At 74.8% G+C, this 23,259-nt stretch carries 22 protein-coding genes; 9 read left to right on the top strand and 13 right to left on the bottom strand.

What is annotated here, in order from left to right; translation table 11 throughout:
* Nucleotides 1-289 precede the first annotated feature (289 nt).
* Nucleotides 290-1,525 carry an MFS transporter gene (locus tag AB0O21_RS28695; RefSeq protein ID WP_365175726.1) on the top strand — a complete coding sequence of 412 codons (1,236 nt, stop codon included), beginning with the start codon at nucleotides 290-292 and terminating at the stop codon, nucleotides 1,523-1,525.
* On the opposite strand, the gene AB0O21_RS28690 is transcribed toward AB0O21_RS28695, so the two are convergent.
* Nucleotides 1,519-1,887, bottom strand: a complete 369-nt coding sequence (locus tag AB0O21_RS28690; protein WP_365175701.1) for a cupin domain-containing protein — start codon at nucleotides 1,885-1,887, stop codon at nucleotides 1,519-1,521. The two genes, AB0O21_RS28695 and AB0O21_RS28690, sit on opposite strands and share 7 nt — an antisense overlap.
* 102 nt (nucleotides 1,888-1,989) lie before the next feature.
* Nucleotides 1,990-2,757, bottom strand: coding sequence for a class I SAM-dependent methyltransferase (locus AB0O21_RS28685; RefSeq protein WP_365175699.1), 768 nt, complete (start codon nucleotides 2,755-2,757; stop codon nucleotides 1,990-1,992).
* An 83-nt stretch (nucleotides 2,758-2,840) separates the two neighbouring features.
* On the opposite strand from AB0O21_RS28685, the gene AB0O21_RS28680 reads away from it, so the two are divergent.
* Both AB0O21_RS28680 and AB0O21_RS28675 read left to right on the top strand, forming a co-directional pair.
* On the top strand, nucleotides 2,841-3,785 hold the full coding sequence (locus AB0O21_RS28680) for a pseudouridine-5'-phosphate glycosidase (protein WP_365175697.1): 945 nt from the start codon (nucleotides 2,841-2,843) through the stop codon (nucleotides 3,783-3,785).
* Nucleotides 3,782-4,702 (top strand): PfkB family carbohydrate kinase, encoded by a 921-nt coding sequence (locus AB0O21_RS28675; protein ID WP_365175695.1) that lies wholly within the window; start codon nucleotides 3,782-3,784, stop codon nucleotides 4,700-4,702. The genes AB0O21_RS28680 and AB0O21_RS28675 overlap by 4 nt, the downstream gene beginning before the upstream one ends.
* A gap of 106 nt (nucleotides 4,703-4,808) precedes the next feature.
* On the opposite strand, the gene AB0O21_RS28670 is transcribed toward AB0O21_RS28675, so the two are convergent.
* Together AB0O21_RS28670 and AB0O21_RS28665 are read right to left on the bottom strand one after the other, a co-directional pair.
* Nucleotides 4,809-5,447, bottom strand: a complete 639-nt coding sequence (locus AB0O21_RS28670; RefSeq protein ID WP_365175693.1) for a uridine kinase — start codon at nucleotides 5,445-5,447, stop codon at nucleotides 4,809-4,811.
* 10 nt (nucleotides 5,448-5,457) lie between these two features.
* Nucleotides 5,458-5,814, bottom strand: coding sequence for a cupin domain-containing protein (locus AB0O21_RS28665; RefSeq protein ID WP_365175692.1), 357 nt, complete (start codon nucleotides 5,812-5,814; stop codon nucleotides 5,458-5,460).
* A gap of 138 nt (nucleotides 5,815-5,952) precedes the next feature.
* Between AB0O21_RS28665 and AB0O21_RS28660 the strand changes: the two genes are divergently transcribed.
* Complete coding sequence (locus AB0O21_RS28660) at nucleotides 5,953-6,609, top strand: DUF2293 domain-containing protein (RefSeq protein ID WP_365175690.1); 657 nt, start codon at nucleotides 5,953-5,955, stop codon at nucleotides 6,607-6,609.
* On the opposite strand, the gene AB0O21_RS28655 is transcribed toward AB0O21_RS28660, so the two are convergent.
* Entirely contained in the window at nucleotides 6,602-7,240 is a 639-nt protein-coding gene (locus AB0O21_RS28655; RefSeq protein ID WP_365175688.1) for a chaplin, read from the bottom strand. The two genes, AB0O21_RS28660 and AB0O21_RS28655, sit on opposite strands and share 8 nt — an antisense overlap.
* A gap of 163 nt (nucleotides 7,241-7,403) precedes the next feature.
* Between AB0O21_RS28655 and AB0O21_RS28650 the strand changes: the two genes are divergently transcribed.
* Nucleotides 7,404-7,952: a hypothetical protein gene (locus tag AB0O21_RS28650; RefSeq protein ID WP_365175686.1), complete on the top strand. Its 549-nt coding sequence runs from the start codon at nucleotides 7,404-7,406 to the stop codon at nucleotides 7,950-7,952.
* On the opposite strand, the gene AB0O21_RS28645 is transcribed toward AB0O21_RS28650, so the two are convergent.
* From AB0O21_RS28645 to AB0O21_RS28635, 3 genes are all read right to left on the bottom strand, one after another.
* Entirely contained in the window at nucleotides 7,933-9,138 is a 1,206-nt protein-coding gene (locus AB0O21_RS28645; RefSeq protein ID WP_365175684.1) for an SWIM zinc finger family protein, read from the bottom strand. The genes AB0O21_RS28650 and AB0O21_RS28645 overlap by 20 nt on opposite strands.
* Complete coding sequence (locus AB0O21_RS28640; protein ID WP_365175682.1) at nucleotides 9,135-11,981, bottom strand: DEAD/DEAH box helicase; 2,847 nt, start codon at nucleotides 11,979-11,981, stop codon at nucleotides 9,135-9,137. Before AB0O21_RS28640 ends, AB0O21_RS28645 begins: the two co-directional genes overlap by 4 nt.
* Before the next feature lie 94 nt (nucleotides 11,982-12,075).
* Entirely contained in the window at nucleotides 12,076-13,398 is a 1,323-nt protein-coding gene (locus AB0O21_RS28635; protein ID WP_365175680.1) for a helix-turn-helix transcriptional regulator, read from the bottom strand.
* Nucleotides 13,399-13,535: 137 nt separating this feature from the next.
* On the opposite strand from AB0O21_RS28635, the gene AB0O21_RS28630 reads away from it, so the two are divergent.
* Both AB0O21_RS28630 and AB0O21_RS28625 read left to right on the top strand, forming a co-directional pair.
* Complete coding sequence (locus AB0O21_RS28630) at nucleotides 13,536-14,144, top strand: hypothetical protein (RefSeq protein WP_365175678.1); 609 nt, start codon at nucleotides 13,536-13,538, stop codon at nucleotides 14,142-14,144.
* Nucleotides 14,145-14,208: 64 nt separating this feature from the next.
* Nucleotides 14,209-14,475 (top strand): DUF6343 family protein, encoded by a 267-nt coding sequence (locus AB0O21_RS28625; RefSeq protein ID WP_365175676.1) that lies wholly within the window; start codon nucleotides 14,209-14,211, stop codon nucleotides 14,473-14,475.
* 21 nt (nucleotides 14,476-14,496) lie between these two features.
* Here the strand turns inward: AB0O21_RS28625 and AB0O21_RS28620 are convergent, their stop codons facing one another.
* The 4 genes from AB0O21_RS28620 to rpsA form a co-directional block, all read right to left on the bottom strand.
* Entirely contained in the window at nucleotides 14,497-14,880 is a 384-nt protein-coding gene (locus tag AB0O21_RS28620; RefSeq protein WP_365175674.1) for a tetratricopeptide repeat protein, read from the bottom strand.
* A 65-nt stretch (nucleotides 14,881-14,945) separates the two neighbouring features.
* Nucleotides 14,946-15,629 (bottom strand): dephospho-CoA kinase, encoded by a 684-nt coding sequence (gene coaE, locus AB0O21_RS28615; protein WP_365175672.1) that lies wholly within the window; start codon nucleotides 15,627-15,629, stop codon nucleotides 14,946-14,948.
* Between the two features lie 47 nt (nucleotides 15,630-15,676).
* On the bottom strand, nucleotides 15,677-16,615 hold the full coding sequence (locus AB0O21_RS28610; RefSeq protein WP_365175670.1) for a PAC2 family protein: 939 nt from the start codon (nucleotides 16,613-16,615) through the stop codon (nucleotides 15,677-15,679).
* Between the two features lie 185 nt (nucleotides 16,616-16,800).
* Nucleotides 16,801-18,309 (bottom strand): 30S ribosomal protein S1, encoded by a 1,509-nt coding sequence (rpsA, locus tag AB0O21_RS28605; protein WP_365175668.1) that lies wholly within the window; start codon nucleotides 18,307-18,309, stop codon nucleotides 16,801-16,803.
* A gap of 375 nt (nucleotides 18,310-18,684) precedes the next feature.
* Between rpsA and AB0O21_RS28600 the strand changes: the two genes are divergently transcribed.
* Together AB0O21_RS28600 and AB0O21_RS28595 are read left to right on the top strand one after the other, a co-directional pair.
* Nucleotides 18,685-19,533, top strand: a complete 849-nt coding sequence (locus AB0O21_RS28600; RefSeq protein WP_365175666.1) for a class I SAM-dependent methyltransferase — start codon at nucleotides 18,685-18,687, stop codon at nucleotides 19,531-19,533.
* Between the two features lie 4 nt (nucleotides 19,534-19,537).
* Nucleotides 19,538-22,291 carry an ATP-dependent helicase C-terminal domain-containing protein gene (locus AB0O21_RS28595; RefSeq protein WP_365175664.1) on the top strand — a complete coding sequence of 918 codons (2,754 nt, stop codon included), beginning with the start codon at nucleotides 19,538-19,540 and terminating at the stop codon, nucleotides 22,289-22,291.
* Here the strand turns inward: AB0O21_RS28595 and AB0O21_RS28590 are convergent.
* Nucleotides 22,281-23,258 carry a DUF3068 domain-containing protein gene (locus AB0O21_RS28590; RefSeq protein WP_365175662.1) on the bottom strand — a complete coding sequence of 326 codons (978 nt, stop codon included), beginning with the start codon at nucleotides 23,256-23,258 and terminating at the stop codon, nucleotides 22,281-22,283. The two genes, AB0O21_RS28595 and AB0O21_RS28590, sit on opposite strands and share 11 nt — an antisense overlap.
* Between the last annotated feature and the right edge of the window lies 1 nt (nucleotide 23,259).

Below are 23,259 nucleotides of genomic sequence, written 5' to 3'. Positions count from 1 at the left end.
CCGGCCCGGACCCGCCCCACGAGAACGGCCCGGCCGCCAACGCGTGCCACGCGGGCCCTGCGGAGCCGCGGCCCGGCTCTTGGACGCGAGCCCTGCCGGGCCCCGGATTCTCGGTTCCGTCCCGAGGTAAGGGGTGGGAAACTGCCGCGGTGACTACTTCTGCCGCCGCACCCGGCCAGCCCTCGCCCCGCTCCCCGCTGCCGCGACGGGGGTGTACCGCGTGACCGCCGCACCCGGCACCGGCCGGCCGACCGCGCCGCTCCTCCGGACCGGGGCGGAGCTGGCCCGGTTGCAGCGGCGCACCTCCTGGGTGCTCATCGCCAGCCAGGTCCTCGGCGGCCTCGGCGTGCCCATCAGCATCGCCCTGGCCCCCGTGCTCGCGACGCAGATCAGCGGCACCGAGGCGCTGTCCGGCTTCGCCTCGACCGCCTCGGTGATCGGCGCCGGCCTGGTCTCGCTGCCGCTGGCCGCCCTGATGACCGCGCGCGGGCGCCGCCCCGGTCTGGTGACCGCCTACGCGATCGGCGCGGTCGGCGCGGCGCTCGTCGTCCTCGCCGCCACGATCAAGAACTTCCCGCTGCTCCTGCTCGGCATGGCCGCCTTCGGCGCCGCCTCCTCCGCCAACCTCCAGGCCCGCTTCGCCGCCGCCGACCTCGCGGCCCCCGACCGCCGGGCCCGGGCGATCTCCGTCGTCGTTTGGGCCTCCACCCTCGGCGCGGTGCTCGGCCCCAACCTCTCCGCCCCCGCCAGCCACAGCTTCGCCGGCACCTCCATACCCGAGACGGCCGGCCCCTTCGTGTGGGCCGCCGTCGTGTTCGTCCTCACCGGCACGCTGATCGCCGTACTCCTGCGGCCCGACCCGTTGCTGACGGCCCGCTCGCTGGCCTCGCCCGAGGAGCAGTCCCGCGAGGGCCGCTCGCTGCGCGCCGGGTTCGCCGCCGTGAAGGCCTCCCCCCGGGCCCGGCTCGCCCTCGTCACCGTCGCGGTGTCACACACCGTCATGGTCTCGATCATGGTGATGACCCCGATGGACCTGGGCCACCACGGCGCCGGCCTGGAGCTCGTCGGGCTGGTCATCAGCGGCCACATCGCCGGCATGTTCGCCTTCTCGCCCGTGATGGGCTGGCTCGCTGACCGGCTCGGCCGGCTCGCCGTGATCGGTCTGGCCGCCGGGCTGCTCTCGGTCGCCGCCCTGCTCGCCGGCACGGCCGGGCCCAGCCACGCGCAGAGCGCGCTCGGCCTCTTCCTGCTCGGCCTCGGCTGGTCCGCCGGCATGGTGTCCGGATCGGCGCTGCTGACCGACTCGGTGCCGCAGCCCGCGCGCGCCGCCGTACAGGGCCTGAGCGACCTCACGATGAACGCCGCGGCGGGCGTGGGCGGCGCGGCCGCCGGCCTGGTCATGTCCCAGGCGGGCTACGGCTGGCTGAACGCCATCGGCGCCGCGCTGCTGCTGCCGATGGCGGCGCTGGCGCTGTTCACCGCGCGCCGCCATCCGGTCGATGCTGCCGCCAAGGGCGGTCAGTAGCTGATGTGGTAGGCCTTGCGGAGCGTTTCGTGCACGGTCCATGTGGTCTTGTCGCCCTCCCGCAGGACGCAGGCGGACCCGGGGCCCACCTCCAGGGTCTCGCCGCCCTCGACCTCGATGGTGGCGCGGCCGCTGACCACCACGAACAGCTCGTTGGCCTCGACGTCGGTGACCACGCCGGGGGTGATCTGCCAGATCCCGCGCAGCTGTTTGCCGTCCGCCGACTCCCACAGCACCCGGCCCGTCACGACGGGCTCCCCGGAGACGATCTGGTCGGGGTCGAGGTCCTCGACCTCCAGCTCGGCGTCCGGTACGGACACGGCGAAGGAGGCGGGGGCTGCGGAGTGATCACTGGTGCTCATGGCGGGAGAGCGTAGTGCGGCCCGCCCGCGCGGCGCGGTGAGCGGAGCGTCCAGGAACGGCCCGGCCGACGGGTCACCCTGTCGAGTGCGGCGCCGGGTCGGTCAGGGCGCCGGGCGGCGGGCGGCCAGGACCGGCTGGTGGAAGCCGGTCTCCCGCGGCCCGTGCCACACCGTGTCGCGCAAGCCCGCCTCCCGGGCGAGCTCCGCGGTCCGCTCCTGCGGCAGCGCCCAGTACGTCGCGTTGGACGTCCGCGTGGTCCAGGTGTCGCCGCCCGGCAGCAGCTGGAAGAGCTCCAGGTCGTAGCGTTCCCCGTCGGGGTGCCAGTGCCACAGCTGGAAGGTGATGGTCCGCCCGTCGGGGCCCGTGCGGACGTGCGGGGCCTCGCTCTGCGGGCGGGACCGGCGCAGTTCGTCGTACGGGCGGGTGGAGAGCAGCAGCAGGCCTCCGGGGCGCAGCACCCGCAGGGTTTCGGCCAGGGCGGCGCGCACGTCCGTCGCGGTGAGCAGGTGCGGCAGGGCGTTGTCGGCGCAGACCACTGCGTCGAAGGAGGCGTCCGCGAAGGGCAGGGCGCGCATGTCGGCGGCCGCGACGGGCAGATCGAGCCCGCGGCGGGCGGCCTCCCGCCCGGCCCGGGCCGCCGAGACGGGGCTCAGGTCGGTCCCGGTGACCCGGTGGCCCAGGGCGGCGAGCCCCAGGGCCTGGGTGCCGATGCCGCAGGCGTTGTCGAGGACCGTGTGCGGGCCGGGGCCGAGCGCGTCGGTCAGCAGGCGGCCGAGGGCCCGGCCCTGGCGGGTGACCGACGCGTCCCAGTCCGCGTACATGAGGTCGTAGCGGTCGGCGAGTTCGTCGTAGAAGCCGCGGGTGTCCATGGGGGGGACGCTACTCGGACAGCTCGGGACGGGAGTGGCGGGAGGGTGTTTGGGGGCGCCGATCGCGTGCCATGGATGGGGACATGTCACAGCACACAGCAGCTTCGTCCCCGCCGGTCGGCCCGGTCCTGTCGGAAGAGGTACGGGAGGCACTCGCGCGGGGCGGGCCCGTGGTGGCCCTGGAGTCGACGATCCTCGCGCACGGCCTGCCCCGCCCCCGGAATCTGGCGGTGGGCCTCGAACTGGAGGCGCTGGTCAGATCGGAGGGCGCTGTTCCGGCGACGGTCGCGGTCCTGGACGGGGTCGCGTACGCGGGCCTGGACAAGGCGCAGCTGGAGCGGATCGCCGCGGGGGAAGGGGTCCGCAAGCTCGGTCACCGGGACCTGGCCCCCGCCCTGGCGGCGGGTGCGACCGGGGCGACGACGGTGTCCGCGACGGCCTTCCTGGCCGCCCGGGCGGGCCTGCGCGTCTTCGCCACGGGCGGGCTGGGCGGCGTACACCGCGCGTGGGAGCAGGCGCAGGACGAGTCGGCGGACCTGTCGCTGCTGGCGCGGACGCGGATCACGGTGGTGTGCGCCGGGGTGAAGTCGATCCTGGACGTGCCGGCCACGCTGCAGCGGCTGGAGACCCTGGGGGTGGGGGTGCTCGGCTACGGGACGCGCCGGTTCCCCGGCTTCTACCTGGCCGATTCCGGCGAGCCGGTGGACTGGACCGTGGACCGGCCGGAGGAGGTCGCGGCGGTGATGGCCGCCCAGGACGCGCTGGGCGGGCCGGAGTCGGCGCTGCTGGTGGCCAATCCGGTGGCGGAGGCGGACCAGCTGGATCCGGACCTGCACGACCGGGTGCTGGCGGAGGCGCTCGCGGAGTGCCGGGAGCGGGGGATCACGGGGCAGGCGGTGACTCCGTTCCTGCTGGGGTTCCTGGTCCGGGCGACGGACGGGGCCTCGCTGGAGGCGAACCTGGCGGCGGTACGGGGCAACGTCCGGCTCGGGGCGAAGATCGCGGGCGCCTGGGCGGCGCGGGCGTGAGCGCGGCGGGGGGCGGCGGGGCGGGGGCCGGTCGGCCGGGGGCGTTGCTCGTCGTGGGGGACGTGGTGACGGACGTGGTCGCGGTGCATCCGGAGCCGCTCGCTCCGGCCACCGACACGGCTGCCCGCATCCGGACCCTGCCGGGCGGCGCCGGAGCCAACGCGGCCTGCTGGGCGGCCCGTACGGGGGCTTCGGAGGTGCGCCTGCTCGCGCGGGTGGGCACGGATTCGGCGCGCTGGCACGAGGAGGCGCTGCTCGCGGCGGGGGTGCGGGCGCGGCTGGTGGTGGACCCGGACGAGCCGACCGGGACGGTCGTCGCGCTGGTCGGCAAGGACGCGGAGCGGACCTTCCTGACCGACAGCGGGGCCGCGCTGCGGCTGTGTCCTGCGGACTGGGCCCCGTCGCTGCTGGACGGGGTCGCCCACCTCCACCTGTCCGGCTACCTGTTCTTCGCCGACAGCAGCCGGGAGCTGGCCCTGGTCGCGCTGCGGGCGGCCCGGGGGCGGGGGGTGCCGGTGAGCGTGGACCCGGCGTCGGCCGGGTTCCTGGCCGCGCTGGGGCCGCGGCGGTTCCTCGACGCGGTGGCGGGGGTCGACGTACTGCTGCGCAACGAGGACGAGGCCCGGCTGCTGGCCGGGCTGCCGGAGGTGTCCCGGGCGGCGGTGCGGCTGAGCCGGCTGGCACCGCTGGTGGTGGTGACGCGGGGCGCGGCGGGAGCGCTGGTCGCCGAGCGGGGCCGGATCACCGCCGAGGTCGCGGCGGAACCGGCCGAGGCGGTGGACTCCACGGGGGCCGGCGACGCGTTCACGGGAGCCTTCCTGGCGGCCCGCCTCTCCGGGTCCGACCCGACGGAATCCACGAGAGCCGCCTGCCGAGCCGCCGCCCTGGCGGTAACCCACCTGGGCGGCCGCCCGTAGCCCTCCCGGGCAAGATCCAGCCCCTCCGGCGCTTGAGGAGCGGGGCCGGGGGCAGGGCCTCCGGTTTCGGGAAGGGGCGGGGTGGGGGAACGGCTCCGCGCAGCGGCTACTCGGCCCGGATGCCGGTCCAGGCGGGGTGTCGGGGGTCGTCGGCGCGGACAACGGCATCCGCGGTCGACGCCGGGTCCGTCTCGGCCTCGTACCGGGCGAAGGCCGGCAGGGTCCAGCGGGCCGAGGCCTCGGTCCGGCGCGCCAGCGCGCCCGCGGAGAGCCGGACGTGGACGCTCAGGTCGAAGGGGAACCAGTGCCCCAGCAGCAGCGGCCCGTGCACGATCAGAACCCCGCCGGGCGGGAGTTCGGCGTAGGGGCTGCGGGTCGCCCGGTCGGTCACCGGGTCCCACAGGTCCGGCAGCACCCGTCCGCTCCCCCCGGGGTCCGTCGGGCCGAACACCTCCCGCCAGAGCGCGGCGGTGTCGTACCAGCCCCCGAGGTACGCGTCCACGTCCTCGCGCCCGAACTCGAAGCGCAGGGAGGCCGGCCGCAGGAACCCCTCGGCCGCCACGACCAGCGCGGACCGGCCGCGCAGGCGCAGCGCCTCGGCGAGGTGCCCCGCGAGCACCCCGGTATCGGCGGCGGGCGCCCCGTCGATGCCGACCCGCTGCCAACTGCCCCGGTCAGGGGCCTCGTCGAGGTGGCCGGCGAGCCGTTCGGCCATCCGCTGCCAGGTGATCGCTTCCAGCTTCACCGGTCCATTGTCAGTGAGCGTGTGGTCCGCAGGACGCCGGGGTGGCTCCCGGCATGGGTATGGAGAACGGGGTTCCCTCGGGTTGCGCCGGGGTCAGGTGGAGGACGACCGGCTCGGTGCCGAGGTTGTGGCCCAGGTGGATGTGGTGGATGCCGGCCGGTTCGACGAACGCCGTCCCCGCCGGGTGCACCTCGACCGTGCCGTCGTACAGCACCCGGGTCAGGGTCCCCGCCAGGACCACGGCGTCCAGCCGGACCCGGTGGTAGTGCCAGCCGGTGCAGCCGCCCGGCGGAATGACGACCTCCCGGCCCGGTGGCCTCGGGGTCGCAGCCGGTCTTGGTGCGGTCCTCATCTGCAGTACTGCCATGTGCCCTCCTCCGTGGACCGGCTGCGGGCCACCGCTTCACGGTAGAAGCGCGGCGCGCGATCGAGGAAGGCTTGGTGAAACATCAACCTCCGCTCCTTGTCAGGTGATATGAGGGCCCTGAGGCGGTATCACACCTGTATGAGCCTGGTGGTGTTCGAGTCCGCGAAGCAGATCCACTGCGCGGAGTGCCGGCAAGGCCCCCTGCGGCACCTCGTGCGCGAGGCCGGCGTGCCGCGCTGCCTGGACTGCGCGGACCTGGGGCATCTGGTGTACCTGCCGCGCGGGGACGCCGCGCTCACCCGCCGGTCCCGCGAGGCCAGTTCGCTGTCGGCCGTCGTCGTCCGCTTCAACAAGCGGCGCCGCCGCTACGAGCGGCAGGGGTTGTTCGTCGAGGACGCCGCGCTGGCCGGTGCGGAGCGCGCGTGTCTCGCGGACGCCGAGGCGCGGGCCCGGCGCCGGGAGCGCGACCGGGTGCGGCGCACTGCCGAGGACTCCCGGTTCACGGCGGCGTTCGCCGCCGAGATCGTGCGGCTGTTCCCCGGCTGCCCGGCCGACCGGGCCGTGGCGATCGCCGCGCACGCCTCGTTGCGCGGCAGCGGCCGGGTGGGCCGTACGGCGGCCGGCCGGGCCCTGGATGAACCGGCCGTCTCCATGGCGGTACGGGCGGCCGTACGGCACATCGACACGGAGTACGACGCCCTGCTGATGGCGGGCGTACCGCGCTTCGCGGCCCGGGCCCGGCTCGCCGCGCGGATCGACGCCATCCTGGACGGGTGGCGCACGGCCCCTAGTTGAGGCGGAAGCGGCGGTAGAGGAGCACTCCGCCCAGGAGCAGGGCGCCGCCGCCGGGCAGCAGGTAGCCGACGCCGTCGGAGCCGGTGTGGGCGAGCACGCCGGTATGCCGGGGCTGCCGCGGCGGCGCGGGCGGGGTCACCGGCCGCTGGGTCGCGGGCGGCGGGGTCGGCTGGGCTTCGCCGGGCGTCTCGCCGTTGACGGAGGTGTTGCCGTGGGAGGCGTTGCCGACGCCGACGAGGTTCACCGAGTTGCCGCTGACGTTCAGCGGAAGGTCGACCGGGAGCTGGAGGCCGTTGCCGGACAGCAGTCCGGGCGAATCCTTTCCGCGCGCTTCGGCCGAGGCGCCCCCACCGGCCCCGGCCCCCGGTTTCGACGGATGCGAGGGCCTCGGCTCCGGATGCCCGCCGCCGCCTCCGGGCGTCTCGTTCGTACAGCGGTTCCCGGCGGCCGAGTTGAGTACGCCGACCACGCTCACGGTGTTCCCGCACACGTTCACCGGGATGTTCACGGGGAGCTGTACCAGATTCCCGGACAGCAGCCCCGGCGAGCGTTCGGCCCGGCCGCCCGCTTCCGCGTCGGCATGGGCGAAGCCGCTCACACCCGCGACCGCCAGCCCACCTCCCGCAACCACCGCCGCGATCAAGCCATTCCGACGACTGTGCCGCATCAGTTTCCCTGCCTTCCGGGGGAGTTCGCGGGCGCTGCACCCGCACCGGAGACAACGCGCTGAACCCGTTCGGGTTATAGGGCTGGTAGGCATTTCACTCCATCGTGTACTGGGTAGTGCCTATTTCATGACCGAACGACCCGTGCTCCTCCTCGATGTGGACGGCCCCCTCAACCCGTTCCGGTCGCTCAGTGCCGGTCTGCGCGGCTATACGAGCCACCGGATGCGGCCGGATGTCTGGCTGGCCTACCGCGACCCGGATTCCCGCAGGGCCCGTCGCGGTGCGCGCGTCCGCCTCCACCCCGCCCACGGGGCCCGGTTGCTGGCCCTGCCCTTCGAACTCACCTGGGCCACCGCCTGGACCCACCAGGCCAACACCCTCATCTCCCCGCACATCGGACTGCCCGGCGACCTGCCCGTGGTCGAGTGGCCGGAACTCTTCGCCGACGACCCGGACGGCCTCTCCTGGAAGACCCGCGCCCTCGTCGACTGGGCGGCGGGCCGCCCCTTCGCCTGGGTCGACGACATGATCACGCCTCGCGACCGCGCATGGGTCACGGCCAACCATCCGGCCCCGGCCCTCCTCCTGCGCATCCACCCCCGCCGCGGCCTGCGCGACCGCGACTTCACCACCCTGACCCGCTGGGCCGCCGGGCTCAGCGCGGCAGGGCGGTGACCGGATCCGGCGAGGCGTGGCCCGTGGGCCACCAGTCCTCGTCCATGAGGCGGGACTCGTAGGGGTACCAGAGGGCGTCGCGGCCCAGGCGGAGCTGGCGGTTGCCGCAGGTGAGGCGGTTGCGGTCGGGGCGGAAGGAGCCCTGCGCGGCGGCGAGGAGCGCCGGGCGGGCGCGGTCGAAGGGGCCGGCCGGGGGGTCCCAGGGCTCTTCGAGGGCGGCGAGGGCGGGGCGGCCGCCCTGCCGCCAGGCCGCAGCAGCCCGGGCGAGGTCGGTGGTGGTCCGGCCGGTGGCGCGGGCCAGGTCCCGGTAGAGGGTGCGGGCGGCGCCCGTGAGGCCGGCCGTGGGGTGCGCGGAGGCGAGGCGGACGGCGTCCTGCCACAGGGTGAGTCCGGCGATCGGGTCTTCCCCGGTGGTGAGCAGGGCCAGGGCCCGGGCGGCCGCGTCGGAGGCGAGCTGGTCCAGGGCGAGCGGATCCGGGGCGGCCGGGTCGGCCGGGTAGGCGGGCGGCAGCCCCGCCGCGGCGGGCGCGGCGAGCGGCGCGGGCAGCAGCGGCAGGCCGGTGCGCGCGAGCGCCGCGCGGGCCGGGACACCGGGGAAGTCCGGTGCGGAGTCGGGCTGTTCGCGTGCGGCGTGGGCGGCGCTGCGGCGGCCGAGCTCATCGAGGAGCTCCCGCTCGCCCCGGCCGCGCAGGAGCAGCAGGACGAACGGATCCGCGTCGAGCAGCCGGGCCGCCCGGTAGCAGAGGGCCGCCGCGTGCTTGCACGGCGGACGCCCGAAATCCGGGCAGGAGCAGTGCGGGACGAGCTCGCCCGCGCCGGGCAGGACGGACTCCGCGAGCGACTGCGGAACCTCCCGCTCCAGCAGCGCGGCGAGCGCCGCCGGATCGGCCGCGACCGCCTCCAGGAGCTCCCGCCACTCCGCGTCCTCGAAGGCGGGCAGGGACAGCTCGGTGCGGTACGGGCGGGCCCTGCTCCCCCGGACGTACGCCACGATCCTGCCGGGGGTGACGGTGACCGCGTCGACGTGCCCTTCGGCCGCGTACGCACGCCCCCGGGCCAGGCGGGCCGCGTCGGAGGAGGCCACTTCGAGGGCCGACACCCAGGCCCGGCCCCACCAGCTGACGGCTTCCACCCCGGCGGGCACGGTCTCGAAGGTGCGGCGGCGGTCGTCGCGCGCGGTGATCATGCGGGCCTGCGCAGGGAGACGAGATCGGCCAGCTCGCGGTCGGTCAGCTCGGTCAGCGCCGCCTCGCCGGAGCCGAGGACGGCATCGGCCAACGCCCGCTTCGCCTCCAGCATTTCGGCGATCCGGTCCTCGACGGTGCCCTCGGCGATGATCCGGTGGACCTGCACGGGCTGGGTCTGGCCGATGCGGTAGGCCCGGTCGGTGGCCTGCTCCTCGACGGCCGGGTTCCACCAGCGGTCGAAGTGGATGACGTGCCCGGCCCGGGTCAGGTTCAGGCCGGTGCCCGCCGCCTTGAGGGAGAGCAGGAAGACCGGGACCTCGCCCGCCTGGAACCGGTCCACGAGCTCCTCGCGGAGCGGCACCGGGGTACCGCCGTGCAGCAGTTGGTGCGCGATCCCCCGCGCCGCCAGGTGCCGCTCGATGAGCCGGGCCATCGTCACGTACTGGGTGAAGACGAGCACCGACCCGCCCTCGGCGAGGATCGTGTCCAGCAGCTCGTCGAGCAGGGCGAGCTTGCCCGAACGGTGCGGGATGCGGGGCTGCTCCTCCTTCAGGTACTGCGCGGGGTGGTTGCAGATCTGCTTGAGCGAGGCCAGCAACTTCATGATCATGCCGCGTCGTTCCATGCCCTCGCTCGCCTCGATCACGGCCATCGCCTCGTCCACCGCGGCCTGGTAGAGCGAGGCCTGCTCACGGGTGAGCGAGACCGGATGGTCGGTCTCCGTCTTCGGCGGCAGCTCGGGGGCGATCCCCGGATCGGACTTCTTCCGGCGCAGGAGGAAGGGCCGGACGAGCGCCGCGAGCCGGGCCACGGCAGCCTCGTTGCCGCCGTCCTCCTCCTGCTGGTGCTCCACGGGGCGGGCGTGGCGCGCCCGGAAGGTGGTGAGCGGCCCCAGCAGGCCCGGCGTCGTCCAGTCGAGCAGCGCCCACAGCTCGGAGAGGTTGTTCTCCACCGGGGTGCCGGTCAGGGCCACCCGGGCCGGCGCCGGAACCGTGCGCAGCGCCTTCGCCGTCGCCGAATGCGGGTTCTTGACGTGCTGGGCCTCATCGGCGACGACCATGCCCCAGCTCTGCTCGGCCAGCAGCGGGGCGCTGGCGCGCATCGTCCCGTACGTGGTGAGCACGAACCCGCCGGCCGGCGCGGTCAGGTCGTCGAGGCTGCGGCCGCCGCCGTGGAAGCGGCGCACGGGAGTGCCGGGCGCGAACTTCTCGATCTCCCGCTGCCAGTTGCCCAGCAGCGAGGCCGGGCACACCACGAGCGTCGGCTCGGGGCGGTCCCGGTGCAGGTGCAGCGCGATCAGCGTGACGGTCTTGCCCAGGCCCATGTCGTCGGCGAGGCAGCCGCCGAGGCCGAGGGAGGTCATCAGGTCCAGCCAGGCCAGGCCGCGCGCCTGGTAGTCGCGCAGGGTGGCCTTGAGCGCGGCGGGCTGGGGCAGCGGGGCCAACTCCCCCGTCAGCCGCTCCCGCAGGGCCGCCAGCGCCCCCACCGGGACGGCCTCCACCGGCTCTCCGTCGACCTCGGCCGTCCCCGTCAGTACGGTCGCCAGCGCGCCCACCGGATCCAGCAGGCCCAGCGACCGCTTGCGCGCCCTGCGCACCAGCTCCGGATCGACCCGCACCCACTGGTCCCGCAACCGCACGACCGGCCGGTGCGCCTGGGCGAGGGCGTCCATCTCCCCCGGGGTCAGCCGGTCGCCGCCCAGCGCCAGCTCCCAGGAGAAGGAGAAGAGGTGGTCGGCGTCGAAGAAGGCGGTGCCGTCGGTCGCCGATCCGGGCGCGGTGGACCGCACGACGGCGGTCGCGGACAGCGTACGGGCCAATTCGCGCGGCCAGTGGACCAGGACCCCGGCGCCCGCCAGCCGGCTCCCGACCACCCCGAGGAGGTCTTCGAGCTCGGGATCGGACAGGGCGAGGGCATCGGGTACGGGCTGGTCCAGGAGGCGCAGCAGCGGCGGCCACACGCGGGCGGCCCGGCGCAGCGCGAGCACGGCGTCGATCCGCGCGCGCGGCCCGAACCCGGCGGCCGCCGTGCCCGCCCACAGCTGCGCGGCATCGGTGACCAGCGTCGGATCGGCGAGGCTGTGCACCTGGACGACGGCGGCTCCGGCGCGGCGCGTGTCGGCATCGCCGGCCTCGTCGAAGAGGGTGAAGGAGGACAGGTCGAGCCGGAGCGAGATCCCCACGCCCGTATCGGACCCGGCCGCGACCTGCGCGGCCCACTCCTGCATCCCGGCCACCCGCTGCGGCTCCCGGGCGGCGAACGGCCCGCCCGCGGCCGCGGCGGCCGCCGGCGTGCGGGGCAGGCTGTCGGCGACGGCGTCGAGGAACGCGCGGACCAGCGCCTCCGGCTCGGGCAGCTGGAGCGGGCGGCGCCCGGGCAGCGGCGTCGCGTACCCCTCGCGCGGCAGCGCGGCGGCGACCGCGCGGAGGTGGTCGACATCGGCGGCGTCGAGCGGCCCGGCACGCCAGGCGTCGATGCCCTCGGGGGTCAGACCGGGCAGCAGCCGGCCGCGCGCGGCCAGGGTCAGGGCCTGCGTGGCGGCGGTGCCCCAGGCGCGGGTCGCGGGATGCGCGGCGGGGCTCCGGGGCGCGTGCACGAGCAGTGGCAGGGCGGCGGCCACGGAGAAGGTCACCGCGGGCACCGTCCGGCTGCGGACCCCGTCACCGTGCGGGCGTACGACGGTGAGCGGCATCGGCGTGCCCTCGCCCTCGGCGGGAAGCGGGTCCCCATCGGGCGCCCAGAAGGCGAACCGGCCCTCGCGGGGGACGGCGGCGGGCAGGAAGACGGCGGCATGGCGCAGCAGCGCCCGCCCTGGCGCCTGCGGCTGTGCTTGCGGTGCCACTGCGTCCCCCTCCCCTCAGAACCGGCCGACCGATGGCGATCTCTTCTGCCGAAGAGTCTAGGCGCGGGCACTGACAACGCCCCTGACCTGCGGATCAGCGCCCCCAGCGGCCCTGCTCCGCCGCATAGCCGTACACCGGCCGGCCCCCCGCAGCACTCGTGCGCAGCGGCTTGCCGCCCCCGTCGTCGATGCGGAGGGTGCCGGAGCCGGCCGGGCCGGTCCACCGCAGGTCGAGGGACCATTCGCAGTCACACCCCGTCGTCGTGGCCTCCACCCGCAGGACGACCGGCTCGGCCGCCGAGACCTTCATCGGGAACTCCGGGGCCGGGACCGGCCCCCCGCCGTCGTTCCCCGCGACGGGCCGCGCCAGCGGGCGGGGCGCGTCCAGGTTGACGGCGAAGGCGGCCGGGGTCAGCCCCCCGCCGCAGCCCTGCGACATCTGGTAGACGTTCCAGGCCGGCGGGGTCCGCCGCGCGGCCACCCGCACCTGCAGGTCCTCCAGCACCACGGCGCCCGGGCCCACCCCGTGCACGGTGACCTCCACGATCTGCGTCCCGGCGTGCACGGCCCGCTGCGCCGCCGCCCAGGCGGGCGCGTCCGCCTCCACGGGCGGCGCGGGCACCGCCCCGGGCCCCCGCTCGACGAGGTACGCGTGATCGCATCCGGCCGCCCACACGTGCGGGCGTACGGCCGCCTTGACCGGCACCGCGGCGACGGGACCGGGCGCGGGAGGGCTCGACACCGGCCCGGATCCCGACGGTGGCGCGGAACCCGCCCCGGTCCCCGATGCCGCCGGAGCCGAAGGGGACGGCGCGGGCGCCGCTGCCGACGCGGGCGGCGACGCCGCCCCCGACGCGGACGCGGAGAGCGGGGGTGGCGCCGGGGCCACCGGAGCCGCCCCCCGCCCGCTCGCCGACACCGCCACGACGGTGACCGCCAGCGCGGCAGCCACGCCCGTCGCCCCGAACACGAGGCCCCGCCGCCGGTACCAGGGCCCGCGCACCGCCGGCTCCGCCGCCACGGCCACCGCCGACGCCACTCCCACCACCACCGGCTCCGGCTCCGGCTCCGGCTCCGGCTCCGGCTCCGGCTCCGGCTCCGGCTCCGGCTCCGCAACAGCGACCGGCTCCGCAGCGGCAACCGGCTCCGTCCCCGCCCGCCGCCGCGCGTCCGCCAGCAGCCACGCCCTGTGCAGTTCCACCGCCTCCGCCGCCGACGCCCCGCAGGCCCGCGCGAAGCGGTCCACCACCGCGAACTCCACCGGCAGCGCTTCGCCGTTGCAGTAGCGGTGCAGCGTCGACGTACTCGTGTGCAGCCGGCGCGCCAGCACCCCGTAGCTCAGCCCGGCGCGCTCCTTCAGCCCCCGCATCAGCCTCGCGAAGTTCTCCGCCTCGCCCGTCCCGTGACTCCGTTCCATGCAAGGGGTGTTCCCCCAGGTGGCAGCAGCTACGGGCGTTCCACCGTCCCGACTTCGCCGCAATCGGTGGCCCCGCCGCCCGCCCGGGGAAGAGGCTCGTCACAGACACGAAGCAGCACCCACGGGGAGAAGAATCCATGTTCCGACGCACCGCCGCCGCCCTCGCCGCGGCCGCCGCCCTCCTGCTCACGCCCGTCCTGGCCACCTCGGCCGCCACGGCCGCTCCCGCCGCACCCGGGTTCATCGACGGCACCGACCTGCCGCCGCACCCCACCTCGCCCTGGTACGCCGACGAGGTCGTGAAGGGGCTGCCCGAGTTCCCGCCGATCTGCCTGGAGGCCGGGCTCCCGGCGAGCGGCAGCTGGCACCGCCGCTTCGGTACCGAGTTCGACACCGGCGCCGTGCAGATCTCCGTACGGTCCGCCACGCCCGCGGCCGCCGCCAAGCTCGCCCGCACCCTGGAGCGGCAGGTCGCGGCCTGCGCCGCCGACTGGCTGCGGACCCGGCCGGGCGGCACCGCCTCCTGGGAGGACTACGGGACGCTGCCCGTCGAGGAGGGGGCGCACGTCTACGGGGTCCACACCTCGCTCCCGGAGTCCGAGCCCGGCGTGCACCTCTTCGGGATCGGACGCGACGGCTCGACGGTGACCGTCGTGCAGTGGGGTCAGATGGGCAACCTGTCCGACGCCCCGGTCGCCGATTTCCGCCGGACGACCACGACGGCCGTGAACAAGCTCAACCCCTGAGGCGGCACCCGGCACGCGTCGGCACGCCCCGGCACGCCCGGTGGGACCATGGAACCGAGAGGCGATGACCATGCGTTCCGGGAACGAGCCGGTGACCGCCCGTAGTCCGCTGCGGCTGCGGTTCTGGTTGAGCACGTGGGGGCTGATCTGGTCGGCCGCCGGGGCGGCCGCCTTCTCGCTGGTCGGCCGTCCCGGGTGGGCGGCGGCCTGCGCGGTGGTGTGCGTGCTGGCGGCGGTGGACCTGGTCGTCGTCGTCCGGCACATCCGCCAGGGGCCGCACTACCAGCCCGGCCGGGACATCCCTCCGTACGAGCCGCCGCGCGGCCCCTGAGGACCGCGCCGGCCCCGGACCTCAGTCCTGGAAGCGCGCCGCTTCCAGGTACTCCGGCTGCGGGTCGAGCGCCGCCGCCAGCCGGAAGTGCTTGCGCGCCTTCTCGGGCCGCCCGGAGCGCTGATGGGTGCGGGCCAGCGCGAAGTGGGCGAAGGCGTTGTCCGGCTCCCGCTCCAGTATCAGCTCGAACTCCCGCTCCGCCGCTCGCAGTTGGGCTGCGGCGAAGAAGGCCCGGGCTCGCAGCAGCCGGGCCGACACGCTCTCCGGGTGGGCGGCTATGACCGAGTCGAGCAGCTTGACCGCACCGCGCGGATCGCGGGCGGCGAGCAGCTGCTCGGCGGCCCGGAAGGCGATGACGTGGCTCTCCGGGCTGCCCGGCGGCGTGGGGCGCGTGGTGTCGGACACGGTGGGATCCTTCCCTCTACGGGCGCGTTCAACGCTCCCGCCCGTCCCGCTATTCCATGCACACGTCAGGCAGCGCCGTCCGCTCCGGCCTCCGTCGCGGAGGTCGCGGAGGTCGCGGAGGTCGCGGAGGTCGCGGAGGTCGTGGAGCCCGCGGCCGCCGCCCGCGCCGTGAGTTCCTCCCACACCTTGCGCACCTGCGGTTCGAGCGCCTCCAGCGGCCCGTCGTTGTCGATGACGAGGGTCGCCACCGCCAGCCGCTGCTCCCGCGCGGCCTGCGCGGCCATCCGGGCCTTCGCCTCCGCCTCGGGCATCCCGCGCAGCGCGGTGAGCCGGGCCAGCTGCGTCTGCGGCGCCGCGTCCACCACGACCACCAGGTCGTAGAGCGGAGCCAGGCCGTTCTCCGTGAGCAGCGGTACGTCGTGCACCACGATCGCGTCGGCTCCCGCGGCGGCCTCCAGCTCGGCCGACCGGGCCCCGACCAGCGGGTGCACGATCGCGTTGAGGGTCTGGAGCTTCGCGGGATCGGCGAAGACGATCGAACCCAGCTTCGGCCGGTCGAGCGTCCCCTCGGAGGTCAGCACCGACTCCCCGAAGGCCTCCACGACCGCGGCGAGCCCGGGCGTGCCGGGCTCCACGACCTCGCGCGCGATCCGGTCGGCGTCCACGACGACCGCCCCGTACCCCGCCAGCAGCCGGGACACCTCGCTCTTCCCGGCACCGATTCCGCCCGTCAGGCCCACTTTCAGCATGCCCGCAGCCTAGACCCCGCCCCGCGCGCCCCTACAGCCCCCCGGTGTCAGTTCTCGCCCTCGCGCTCCGCGAGGAACCGCTCGAACTCGCGGCCGATCTCGTCCGCCGACGGGATCTCCGCCGGCTCGGCGATCATGTTTCCCCTGGTCTCGGCCCCGGCGGCCGCGTCGTACTGGTGCTCCAGCCCCTGGACCAGGTTGACGAGCTCCTCGTCGCCCTCGCGGATCTGCCGGTCGATCTCGGTCTGCGTGCGGTGCGCCTCGGTGCGCAGTGCGTGCGCCACCGCCGGCAGGACCAGCCCGGTCGCCGCCGTGATCGCCTCCAGCACCGTCAGCGCGGCGTCCGGGTAGGAGGACCGGGCGACGTAGTGCGGGACGTGCGCGGCGACGCCCAGTACGTCGTGCCCGGCCTGGGCCAGCCGGAACTCGACCAGCGCCTCCGCGCTGCCCGGCACCTGCGCCTCGTCGAAGGGGCTGACGTGGCCCGGCATGAGGTCGGTCCGGTTGCCGTGCGGGGTGATGCCGACGGGCCGGGTGTGCGGGACGCCCATGGGGATGCCGTGGAAGTTGACCGAGAGCCGGACGCCGAGGCGCTCGACGATCTGCCGGACGGCGACGGCGAAGCGCTCCCACTCCACGTCCGGCTCGGGGCCGGAGAGCAGCAGGAAGGGGGCTCCGGTGGCGTCCTGGACGAGCCGGACCTCCAGCCGGGGCTCCTCGAACTCCGTCCAGTGGTCCCGCTGGAAGGTCAGGAGCGGGCGGCGGGCGCGGTAGTCCACCAGCCGGTCCGCGTCGAAGCGGGCCACGACCTGGTGGGGCAGGGTGTCCAGGAGCCGCTCGACGATCTGCTCCCCCGCCTCACCCGCGTCGATGTACCCCTCGAAGTGGTACAGCATGACCAGCCCGGCCGAGTCCTGGGTGAGCGCCAGGTCGGCCACCGCCAGGCCCTTGGCGTCCCATTCGTACAAACCCTGTGGATCAAGCACCGTCACCACTCCTCCCTCGCAGCGTTCTCTGCAAAGAACGTCCAAGGGGGCCCCGCCATTCCCCAGTTGGCCACGCAATGGGAGCGGGTCCGGAACGCGGTGAGGCCCGCCCCCCGAAGGGGACGGGCCTCACCGTTCAATTCAACCAGCCCGGCTCACGCCCGGAGGCGTGATGCGCGCTGCGATCAGCTCTGGCCGCCGGCCAGCTTCTCGCGGAGCGCGGCCAGGGCCTCGTCCGACGCCAGGGCGCCGGAGGTCTCGTCCGACTCCGAGGAGTACGAACCACCCGAGATGCCCGCACCAGCGCCGGCACCGGCGGCCGGGGCGGCAGCGCCCTCGGCAGCGGCGGCCTCGTCGGCCTCGCGGCTCTTGATGACCTGGGCCTGGTGCTGCTCGAAGCGCTGCTGCGCCTCGGCGTACTGGGTCTCCCAGGCCTCGCGCTGCTTCTCGTAGCCCTCGAGCCAGTCGTTGGTCTCGGGGTCGAAGCCCTCGGGGTAGATGTAGTTGCCCTGGTCGTCGTAGGACGCGGCCATGCCGTACAGGGTCGGGTCGAACTCGACCGACGCCGGGTCGGCACCGAAGGACTCGTTGGCCTGCTTCAGGGACAGCGAGATCCGGCGACGCTCGAGGTCGATGTCGATGACCTTGACGAAGATCTCGTCGTTGACCTGGACGACCTGCTCCGGGATCTCCACGTGGCGCTCGGCCAGCTCGGAGATGTGGACCAGACCCTCGATGCCCTCGTCCACGCGGACGAACGCACCGAACGGAACCAGCTTGGTGACCTTACCCGGGACGACCTGGCCGATCTGGTGGGTCCGGGCGAACTGCTGCCACGGGTCTTCCTGCGTCGCCTTCAGCGACAGGGAGACACGCTCGCGGTCCATGTCCACGTCGAGGACCTCGACGGTGACTTCCTGGCCGACCTCGACAACCTCGGACGGGTGGTCGATGTGCTTCCAGGACAGCTCGGAGACGTGGACGAGACCGTCGACGCCACCCAGGTCCACGAAGGCACCGAAGTTGACGATCGAGGAAACGACGCCGGAGCGGACCTGACCCTTCTGCAGGGTGGTGAGGAACGTCTGGCGGACCTCGGACTGGGTCTGCTCGAGCCAGGCGCGGCGGGACAGGACCACGTTGTTGCGGTTCTTGTCCAGCTCGATGATCTTCGCCTCGAGCTCCTTGCCCACGTAGGGCTGGAGGTCGCGGACGCGGCGCATCTCGACGAGAGAGGCCGGGAGGAAGCCGCGGAGGCCGATGTCGAGGATGAGACCACCCTTGACGACCTCGATGACGGTACCGGTGACGATGCCGTCTTCTTCCTTGATCTTCTCGATCGTGCCCCAGGCACGCTCGTACTGAGCGCGCTTCTTGGACAGGATCAGACGGCCTTCCTTGTCCTCCTTCTGGAGAACCAGGGCCTCGATCTCGTCGCCGACCTTGACGACCTCGTTCGGGTCGACGTCGTGCTTGATCGAGAGCTCGCGGCTCGGGATCACGCCTTCGGTCTTGTAACCGATGTCGAGCAGGACCTCGTCCCGGTCGACCTTCACGATGACGCCGTCGACGATGTCGCCGTCGTTGAAGTACTTGATCGTCTCGTCGATCGCGGCGAGGAAGGCTTCCTCGTTACCGATGTCGTTGACCGCTACCTGCGGAGTGGTAGAGGTGGTCTCGGTGCTGCTCGTCATGTGGGAAAGGGCTCCGGTTACGGACAGAAAGTCGTAGGTACTGCTACGCCGGGAGCCCTTATCGGCATCTGCCGAAGAAGCCGGACAGCCAAGGAAGCCCCTGATCCGCAAGAAGCGGGAAGGGCCTCGAGAACCGAGGGGACATCAACAGATGCAAGCGCAGCCTGCTAGGTCTGAGGAGCACAGGCTCGCAGCGCAACTTGTAGCATACGGGGGCTGCCGGACAGGGTCAATGCGCGAAGGCGCACACCCCCGGCAGATCGCCGTAAATCCGGCACAATTCGTGGGCGGGGAGGGCGTAATGACGCTCCCCGACACGTTTCAAGGACATCCGCCGGAGTCCAGAGACATCCGCACACTACGACGACGGGCCCCATGAACCAAGAGGACTACGCCCCCGAAGACGCGTACGAGGCCGATTCGGGCTCCGAGGACGACGCCGAGGCCACGCGCCGTGAGGCGGGGGAAGCGGAGAGCAGCCGGGCCAGCCGTGGCTGGTGGGACCGCAACGCCGACGAGTACCAGAGCGAGCACGGCGCCTTCCTCGGCGACGACCGCTTCGTGTGGGGGCCGGAAGGCCTGGACGAGGCGGACGCGGCCCTGCTCGGCCCCGCCGCCTCCCTCAAGGGCAAGGACATCCTGGAGATCGGCGCCGGCGCCGCCCAGTGCTCGCGCTGGCTGGCCGCCCAGGGCGCCCGACCGGTGGCCCTGGACCTCTCCCACCGCCAGCTCCAGCACGCCCTGCGCATCGGCGATGACGTCCCGCTCGTCGAGGCCGACGCCGGCCGGCTGCCCTTCCGCGACGGCTCCTTCGACCTCGCCTGCTCCGCGTACGGGGCCGTCCCCTTCGTCGCCGACCCGGTCAACGTCATGCGGGAGGTCCGCCGCGTACTGCGCCCGGGCGGCCGCTGGGTCTTCTCCGTCACCCACCCGATCCGCTGGGCCTTCCCCGACGAGCCGGGGCCGGAGGGGCTGTCCGTCTCCGCCTCCTACTTCGACCGGACCCCTTACGTGGAGCAGGACGAGCAGGGTCGCGCCGTGTACGTGGAGCACCACCGCACCCTCGGCGACCGGGTCCGCGACGTGGTGGCGGGCGGCTTCCGCCTGGTCGACCTGGTCGAGCCGGAATGGCCCGCCTGGAACAGCCAGGAGTGGGGCGGCTGGTCCCCGCTGCGCGGCAACCTGATCCCCGGCACCGCGATCTTCGTCTGCGAGAGGGACTGATTCCTTGATCCGCCAGGCCGTCCTCGACTCGCTGCCCGTACGGGAGGCCCTGCCCGCGCTCGTCTCGGCCCTCGACGGCCACGGCGCGGCGGTGCTCTGCGCCCCGCCCGGCACCGGCAAGACCACCCTGGTGCCGCTGGTCCTCGCGGGGCTCGTCGGGGGCGGGCCGGCCCGCCGGGTCGTGGTGGCCGAGCCCCGGCGGATCGCCGCGCGGGCGGCGGCGCGGCGGATGGCGTGGCTGCTGGGCGAGCAGGCCGGCGGGTCGGTCGGCTTCACCGTGCGCGGGGAGCGGGTCGTGGGCCGCGGGACGGTCGTGGAGGTGGTCACCACCGGGGTGCTGCTCCAGCGGCTCCAGCGGGACCAGGAGCTGGCGGGCGTGGACGCGGTCGTCCTGGACGAGTGCCACGAGCGGCACCTGGACGCCGACACCGTCGCCGCCTTCCTCCTGGACGTACGGGAGACCCTGCGCCCGGAGCTGCGGCTCGTGGCGGCCTCCGCGACGACCGACGCGGCGGGGTGGGCCCGGGTGCTCGGGGACGCCCCAGTGGTGGAGGCGGCCGGGGTCTCGTACCCGGTGGAGACCGTGTGGGCGCCGCCGACCCGGCCGGTGCGGCCGCCGCACGGGATGCGGGTGGATCCGGCACAGCTCACGCACGTGGCCTCGGTGGTGCGGCGGGCGCTGGCGGAACGTTCCGGCGATGTCCTGTGCTTCCTGCCCGGCGTCGGGGAGATCTCCCGGGTGGCCGGGCAGCTGGGCGGGGTGGACGCGGAGGTCCTCCAGCTCCACGGCCGGGCGCCGGCCGCGGTGCAGGAGGCGGCGCTGACCGCCTCGGAGCACCGCCGGGTGATCCTCTCCACCGCCGTGGCGGAGTCGAGCCTGACCGTGCCCGGGGTGCGGGTGGTCGTGGACTCCGGGCTGGCCCGCGAGCCCCGGGTGGACCATGCCCGGGGGCTGGGCGCGCTGGCGACCGTACGGGCCTCACGCGCGGCCGGCCGCCAGCGCGCCGGGCGGGCCGGGCGCGAGGCCCCGGGAGCGGTGTACCGCTGCTGGGCGGAGGCCGAGGACGGCCGGCTGCCGGCCTTCCCTGCGCCGGAGATCCGGATCGCCGACCTGGCGCCGTTCGCCCTGCAGGCCGCGTGCTGGGGCGACCCGGACGCGTCCGGGCTGGCCCTGCTGGACCCGCCGCCGGCCGGGGCGATGGCGGCCGCGCGGGAGGTACTGGTGGCCGTCGGCGCGGTGGACCCCGCGGGGCGGCCGACGCCGCGGGGGCTGCGGATGGCCCGGCTCGGGCTGCACCCGCGGCTGGCGCGGGCGCTGCTGGACGGCTCCGCGGCGGTCGGCGCGCGCCGGGCGGCGGAGGTCGTGGCGCTGCTGAGCGAGGAGCCGCCGCGGGAGTACGGGGACGACCTGGCCGGCGCCTGGCGCGCGGCCCGCCGGGGCGGCGACGCGTACGCCCCGCGCTGGCGCGCGGAAGCCCGCCGCCTGGAGCGGGCTGCCCTCGACCCCGCCCAGCCCTCCGGGCCCCTCGCCTCCGCCCCGGCGGCCCCGGCCGCCACCCTCGCGAACCCCTCCGCCCCGGAGGCCCCGGACCATGCGCAGCCGTCGTCCCCCGGGGCCCGGGCCCCCGGGTCGGCTTCGGGCCCTGCGGGGCTCTCCCCCACCCCGCCCCTTCCCGCAACCGGGGCTGAGTTCACAGACGGCAGCAGCCGAAATCCAGCCCCTCCGGCGTTTGAGGAGCGGGGTCCGGGGCGGAGCCCCGGCAGCGGCAGCGCGCCTGACGACCTCGCCGCCGGGATCGTCGCCGCGCTGGCCTTCCCTGAGCGCGTGGCCCGGGCCAAGAGCGAGACGGCCTTCCTCATGGCCAACGGCACCGCGGCCGAGCTCCCCGAGGGGTCACCGCTGCGCCGCGCGCCCTGGCTGGCCGTCGCCGTCGCGGACCGCCCTCCCCACTCCGCCTCCGCGAGGATCCGGCTCGCCGCCGCCATCGACGAGGACACCGCCCGGGCCGCGGCCGCCCACCTCCTGACCGAGGGCGAGGAGGTCCGCTGGGAGGACGGGGACCTCGTGGCCCGCACCGTCGAACGGCTGGGGGCGATCCGGCTCGCCGTGCGCCCGCTGCGCGAGCCCGACCCGGACCTCGTCCGGGCCGCCCTGCTCGAAGGCCTGCGCAGCGAAGGGCTCGGGCTGCTGCGCTGGTCCCCCGACGCGCAGGCGCTGCGGGCCCGGCTCGGCTTCCTGCACCGCACGCTCGGCGGCGCGTGGCCCGACGTACAGGACGACGGGGCCCTGCTGGACCGGGCGGACGACTGGCTGGAGCCCGAGCTGTCCCGGGCCCGGCGCCGCGCCGACCTGGGGCGGATCGACGCCGGGCAGGCCCTGAACCGGCTGCTGCCCTGGGCCACGGGTGAGGCCGCCCGGCTCGACGAGCTGGCTCCGGAGCGGCTGGAGGTGCCCAGCGGGTCCCGGATCCGGGTCGACTACTCCGCTGAGCACGGCCAGCCGGTGCTCGCGGTGAAGCTCCAGGAGCTGTTCGGGCTGGCCGAGACCCCGAGGGTGGCCGGCGTGCCGGTGCTGGTGCACCTGCTGTCGCCGGCCGGCCGCCCCGCCGCGGTCACCGCCGACCTGGCCTCCTTCTGGCAGGGCGGCTACCGGGCCGTCCGCGCCGAGCTGCGCGGCCGCTACCCCAAGCACCCCTGGCCGGAGGACCCGGCCACCGCCGAGCCCACCCGCCACACCAACGCCCGGCTCAGGCGCTGAGCACCGCCTCGCCTCGGCCCCGCCGGCTGCGGGCCTCCAGCCACAGCGCGATCCCGAGCAGCACGAGCCCGCCGGCCGCCAGGCCGATCGGCGCGTAGGTGTGGAGCGCGAGGACCTTCGTACGGTTCGAGCCGACCAGGTCGACCGTGTACTTGGCGTAGTCCTCTCGCATGGTGACGTGGCCGGCGAAGGCGGTGAGCTTGCCGTCGGGGCCGCCGGCGGCGATGCCGCCGCGCATCTCCTGCTGGATGTCCTGCTCGGCGTTGACGGGCGCCCCGGTGACCGGGTCCACCCAGAACCTGGCCTTGACCGTGTACCAGAGCGTGGTGCCGGTGGCGGCCTCGATCGTCGACGGGTCGATGCCCTCGATCGGCATCTTCTTCGGCATGGAGACCTTGGTCCACGGGACGGTCTGCTCGAAGAGGTAGACCTCCATGCCGCGGTAGGTGCGGGGGCCGACGTAGTGCATCGGGGACGCCTTGCGGGTCTGCGCGTCGAAGTAGAGGTAGTCGCGCGGCTCGGTGAAGAACGGCCACTTGAACTCGATGCCCTCGCGCTTGACCGGGTCGCCGTCGACCATCTCGCCGGTGGCGTGCACCGGGTCCTGGGTGTGCGCGTCGAAGATGTAGCGCTCGGGGATCTGGGAGACCATCTTCCCGTCCGGCCCGATGATGTAGGACAGCGTGTCCCAGACGACCACGTCCTTGCCGGCGCTGGCCTCGATCTCCTTGGACGCCTCGACGTTGCCCTTGAGGGTCTGGACGATGGTGACCTTGTCGACCTTCTTGGGCTTCATGCCGTCGTTGTAGTCGATGAGGGTCGCGTCCTTCGCCTCCAGGACCATCTCCTGGTACTGCTCCGGCGGGATCTTGGCGAGCCGCGGGTACGCGTACCAGCGCAGCAGCGGCGCGAGGGCCGCGAAGAAGACCGCTAGGGCCAGCAGGACAAGGCTCGCTCTGCGTCGCACG

The organism is Streptomyces sp. NPDC091371 (genome assembly GCF_040684275.1).
Lineage (GTDB): Bacteria > Actinomycetota > Actinomycetes > Streptomycetales > Streptomycetaceae > Streptomyces.
The sequence above is the reverse complement of the archived record's forward strand: the minus strand, read 5'-3'. Positions and strand labels throughout refer to the sequence as shown.

Excerpts from the sequence above, each read along its gene's own strand:
- AB0O21_RS28690 (WP_365175701.1), bottom strand. The coding sequence starts at position 1,887 with ATGAGCACCAGTGATCACTCCGCAGCCCCCGCCTCCTTCGCCGTGTCC.
- AB0O21_RS28685 (WP_365175699.1), bottom strand. The coding sequence starts at position 2,757 with ATGGACACCCGCGGCTTCTACGACGAACTCGCCGACCGCTACGACCTC.
- AB0O21_RS28680 (WP_365175697.1), top strand. The coding sequence starts at position 2,841 with ATGTCACAGCACACAGCAGCTTCGTCCCCGCCGGTCGGCCCGGTCCTG.
- AB0O21_RS28665 (WP_365175692.1), bottom strand. The coding sequence starts at position 5,814 with ATGGCAGTACTGCAGATGAGGACCGCACCAAGACCGGCTGCGACCCCG.
- AB0O21_RS28660 (WP_365175690.1), top strand. The coding sequence starts at position 5,953 with ATGAGCCTGGTGGTGTTCGAGTCCGCGAAGCAGATCCACTGCGCGGAG.
- AB0O21_RS28650 (WP_365175686.1), top strand. The coding sequence starts at position 7,404 with ATGACCGAACGACCCGTGCTCCTCCTCGATGTGGACGGCCCCCTCAAC.
- AB0O21_RS28645 (WP_365175684.1), bottom strand. The coding sequence starts at position 9,138 with ATGATCACCGCGCGCGACGACCGCCGCCGCACCTTCGAGACCGTGCCC.
- AB0O21_RS28635 (WP_365175680.1), bottom strand. The coding sequence starts at position 13,398 with ATGGAACGGAGTCACGGGACGGGCGAGGCGGAGAACTTCGCGAGGCTG.
- AB0O21_RS28630 (WP_365175678.1), top strand. The coding sequence starts at position 13,536 with ATGTTCCGACGCACCGCCGCCGCCCTCGCCGCGGCCGCCGCCCTCCTG.
- AB0O21_RS28625 (WP_365175676.1), top strand. The coding sequence starts at position 14,209 with ATGACCATGCGTTCCGGGAACGAGCCGGTGACCGCCCGTAGTCCGCTG.
- coaE (WP_365175672.1), bottom strand. The coding sequence starts at position 15,629 with ATGCTGAAAGTGGGCCTGACGGGCGGAATCGGTGCCGGGAAGAGCGAG.
- rpsA (WP_365175668.1), bottom strand. The coding sequence starts at position 18,309 with ATGACGAGCAGCACCGAGACCACCTCTACCACTCCGCAGGTAGCGGTC.
- AB0O21_RS28600 (WP_365175666.1), top strand. The coding sequence starts at position 18,685 with ATGAACCAAGAGGACTACGCCCCCGAAGACGCGTACGAGGCCGATTCG.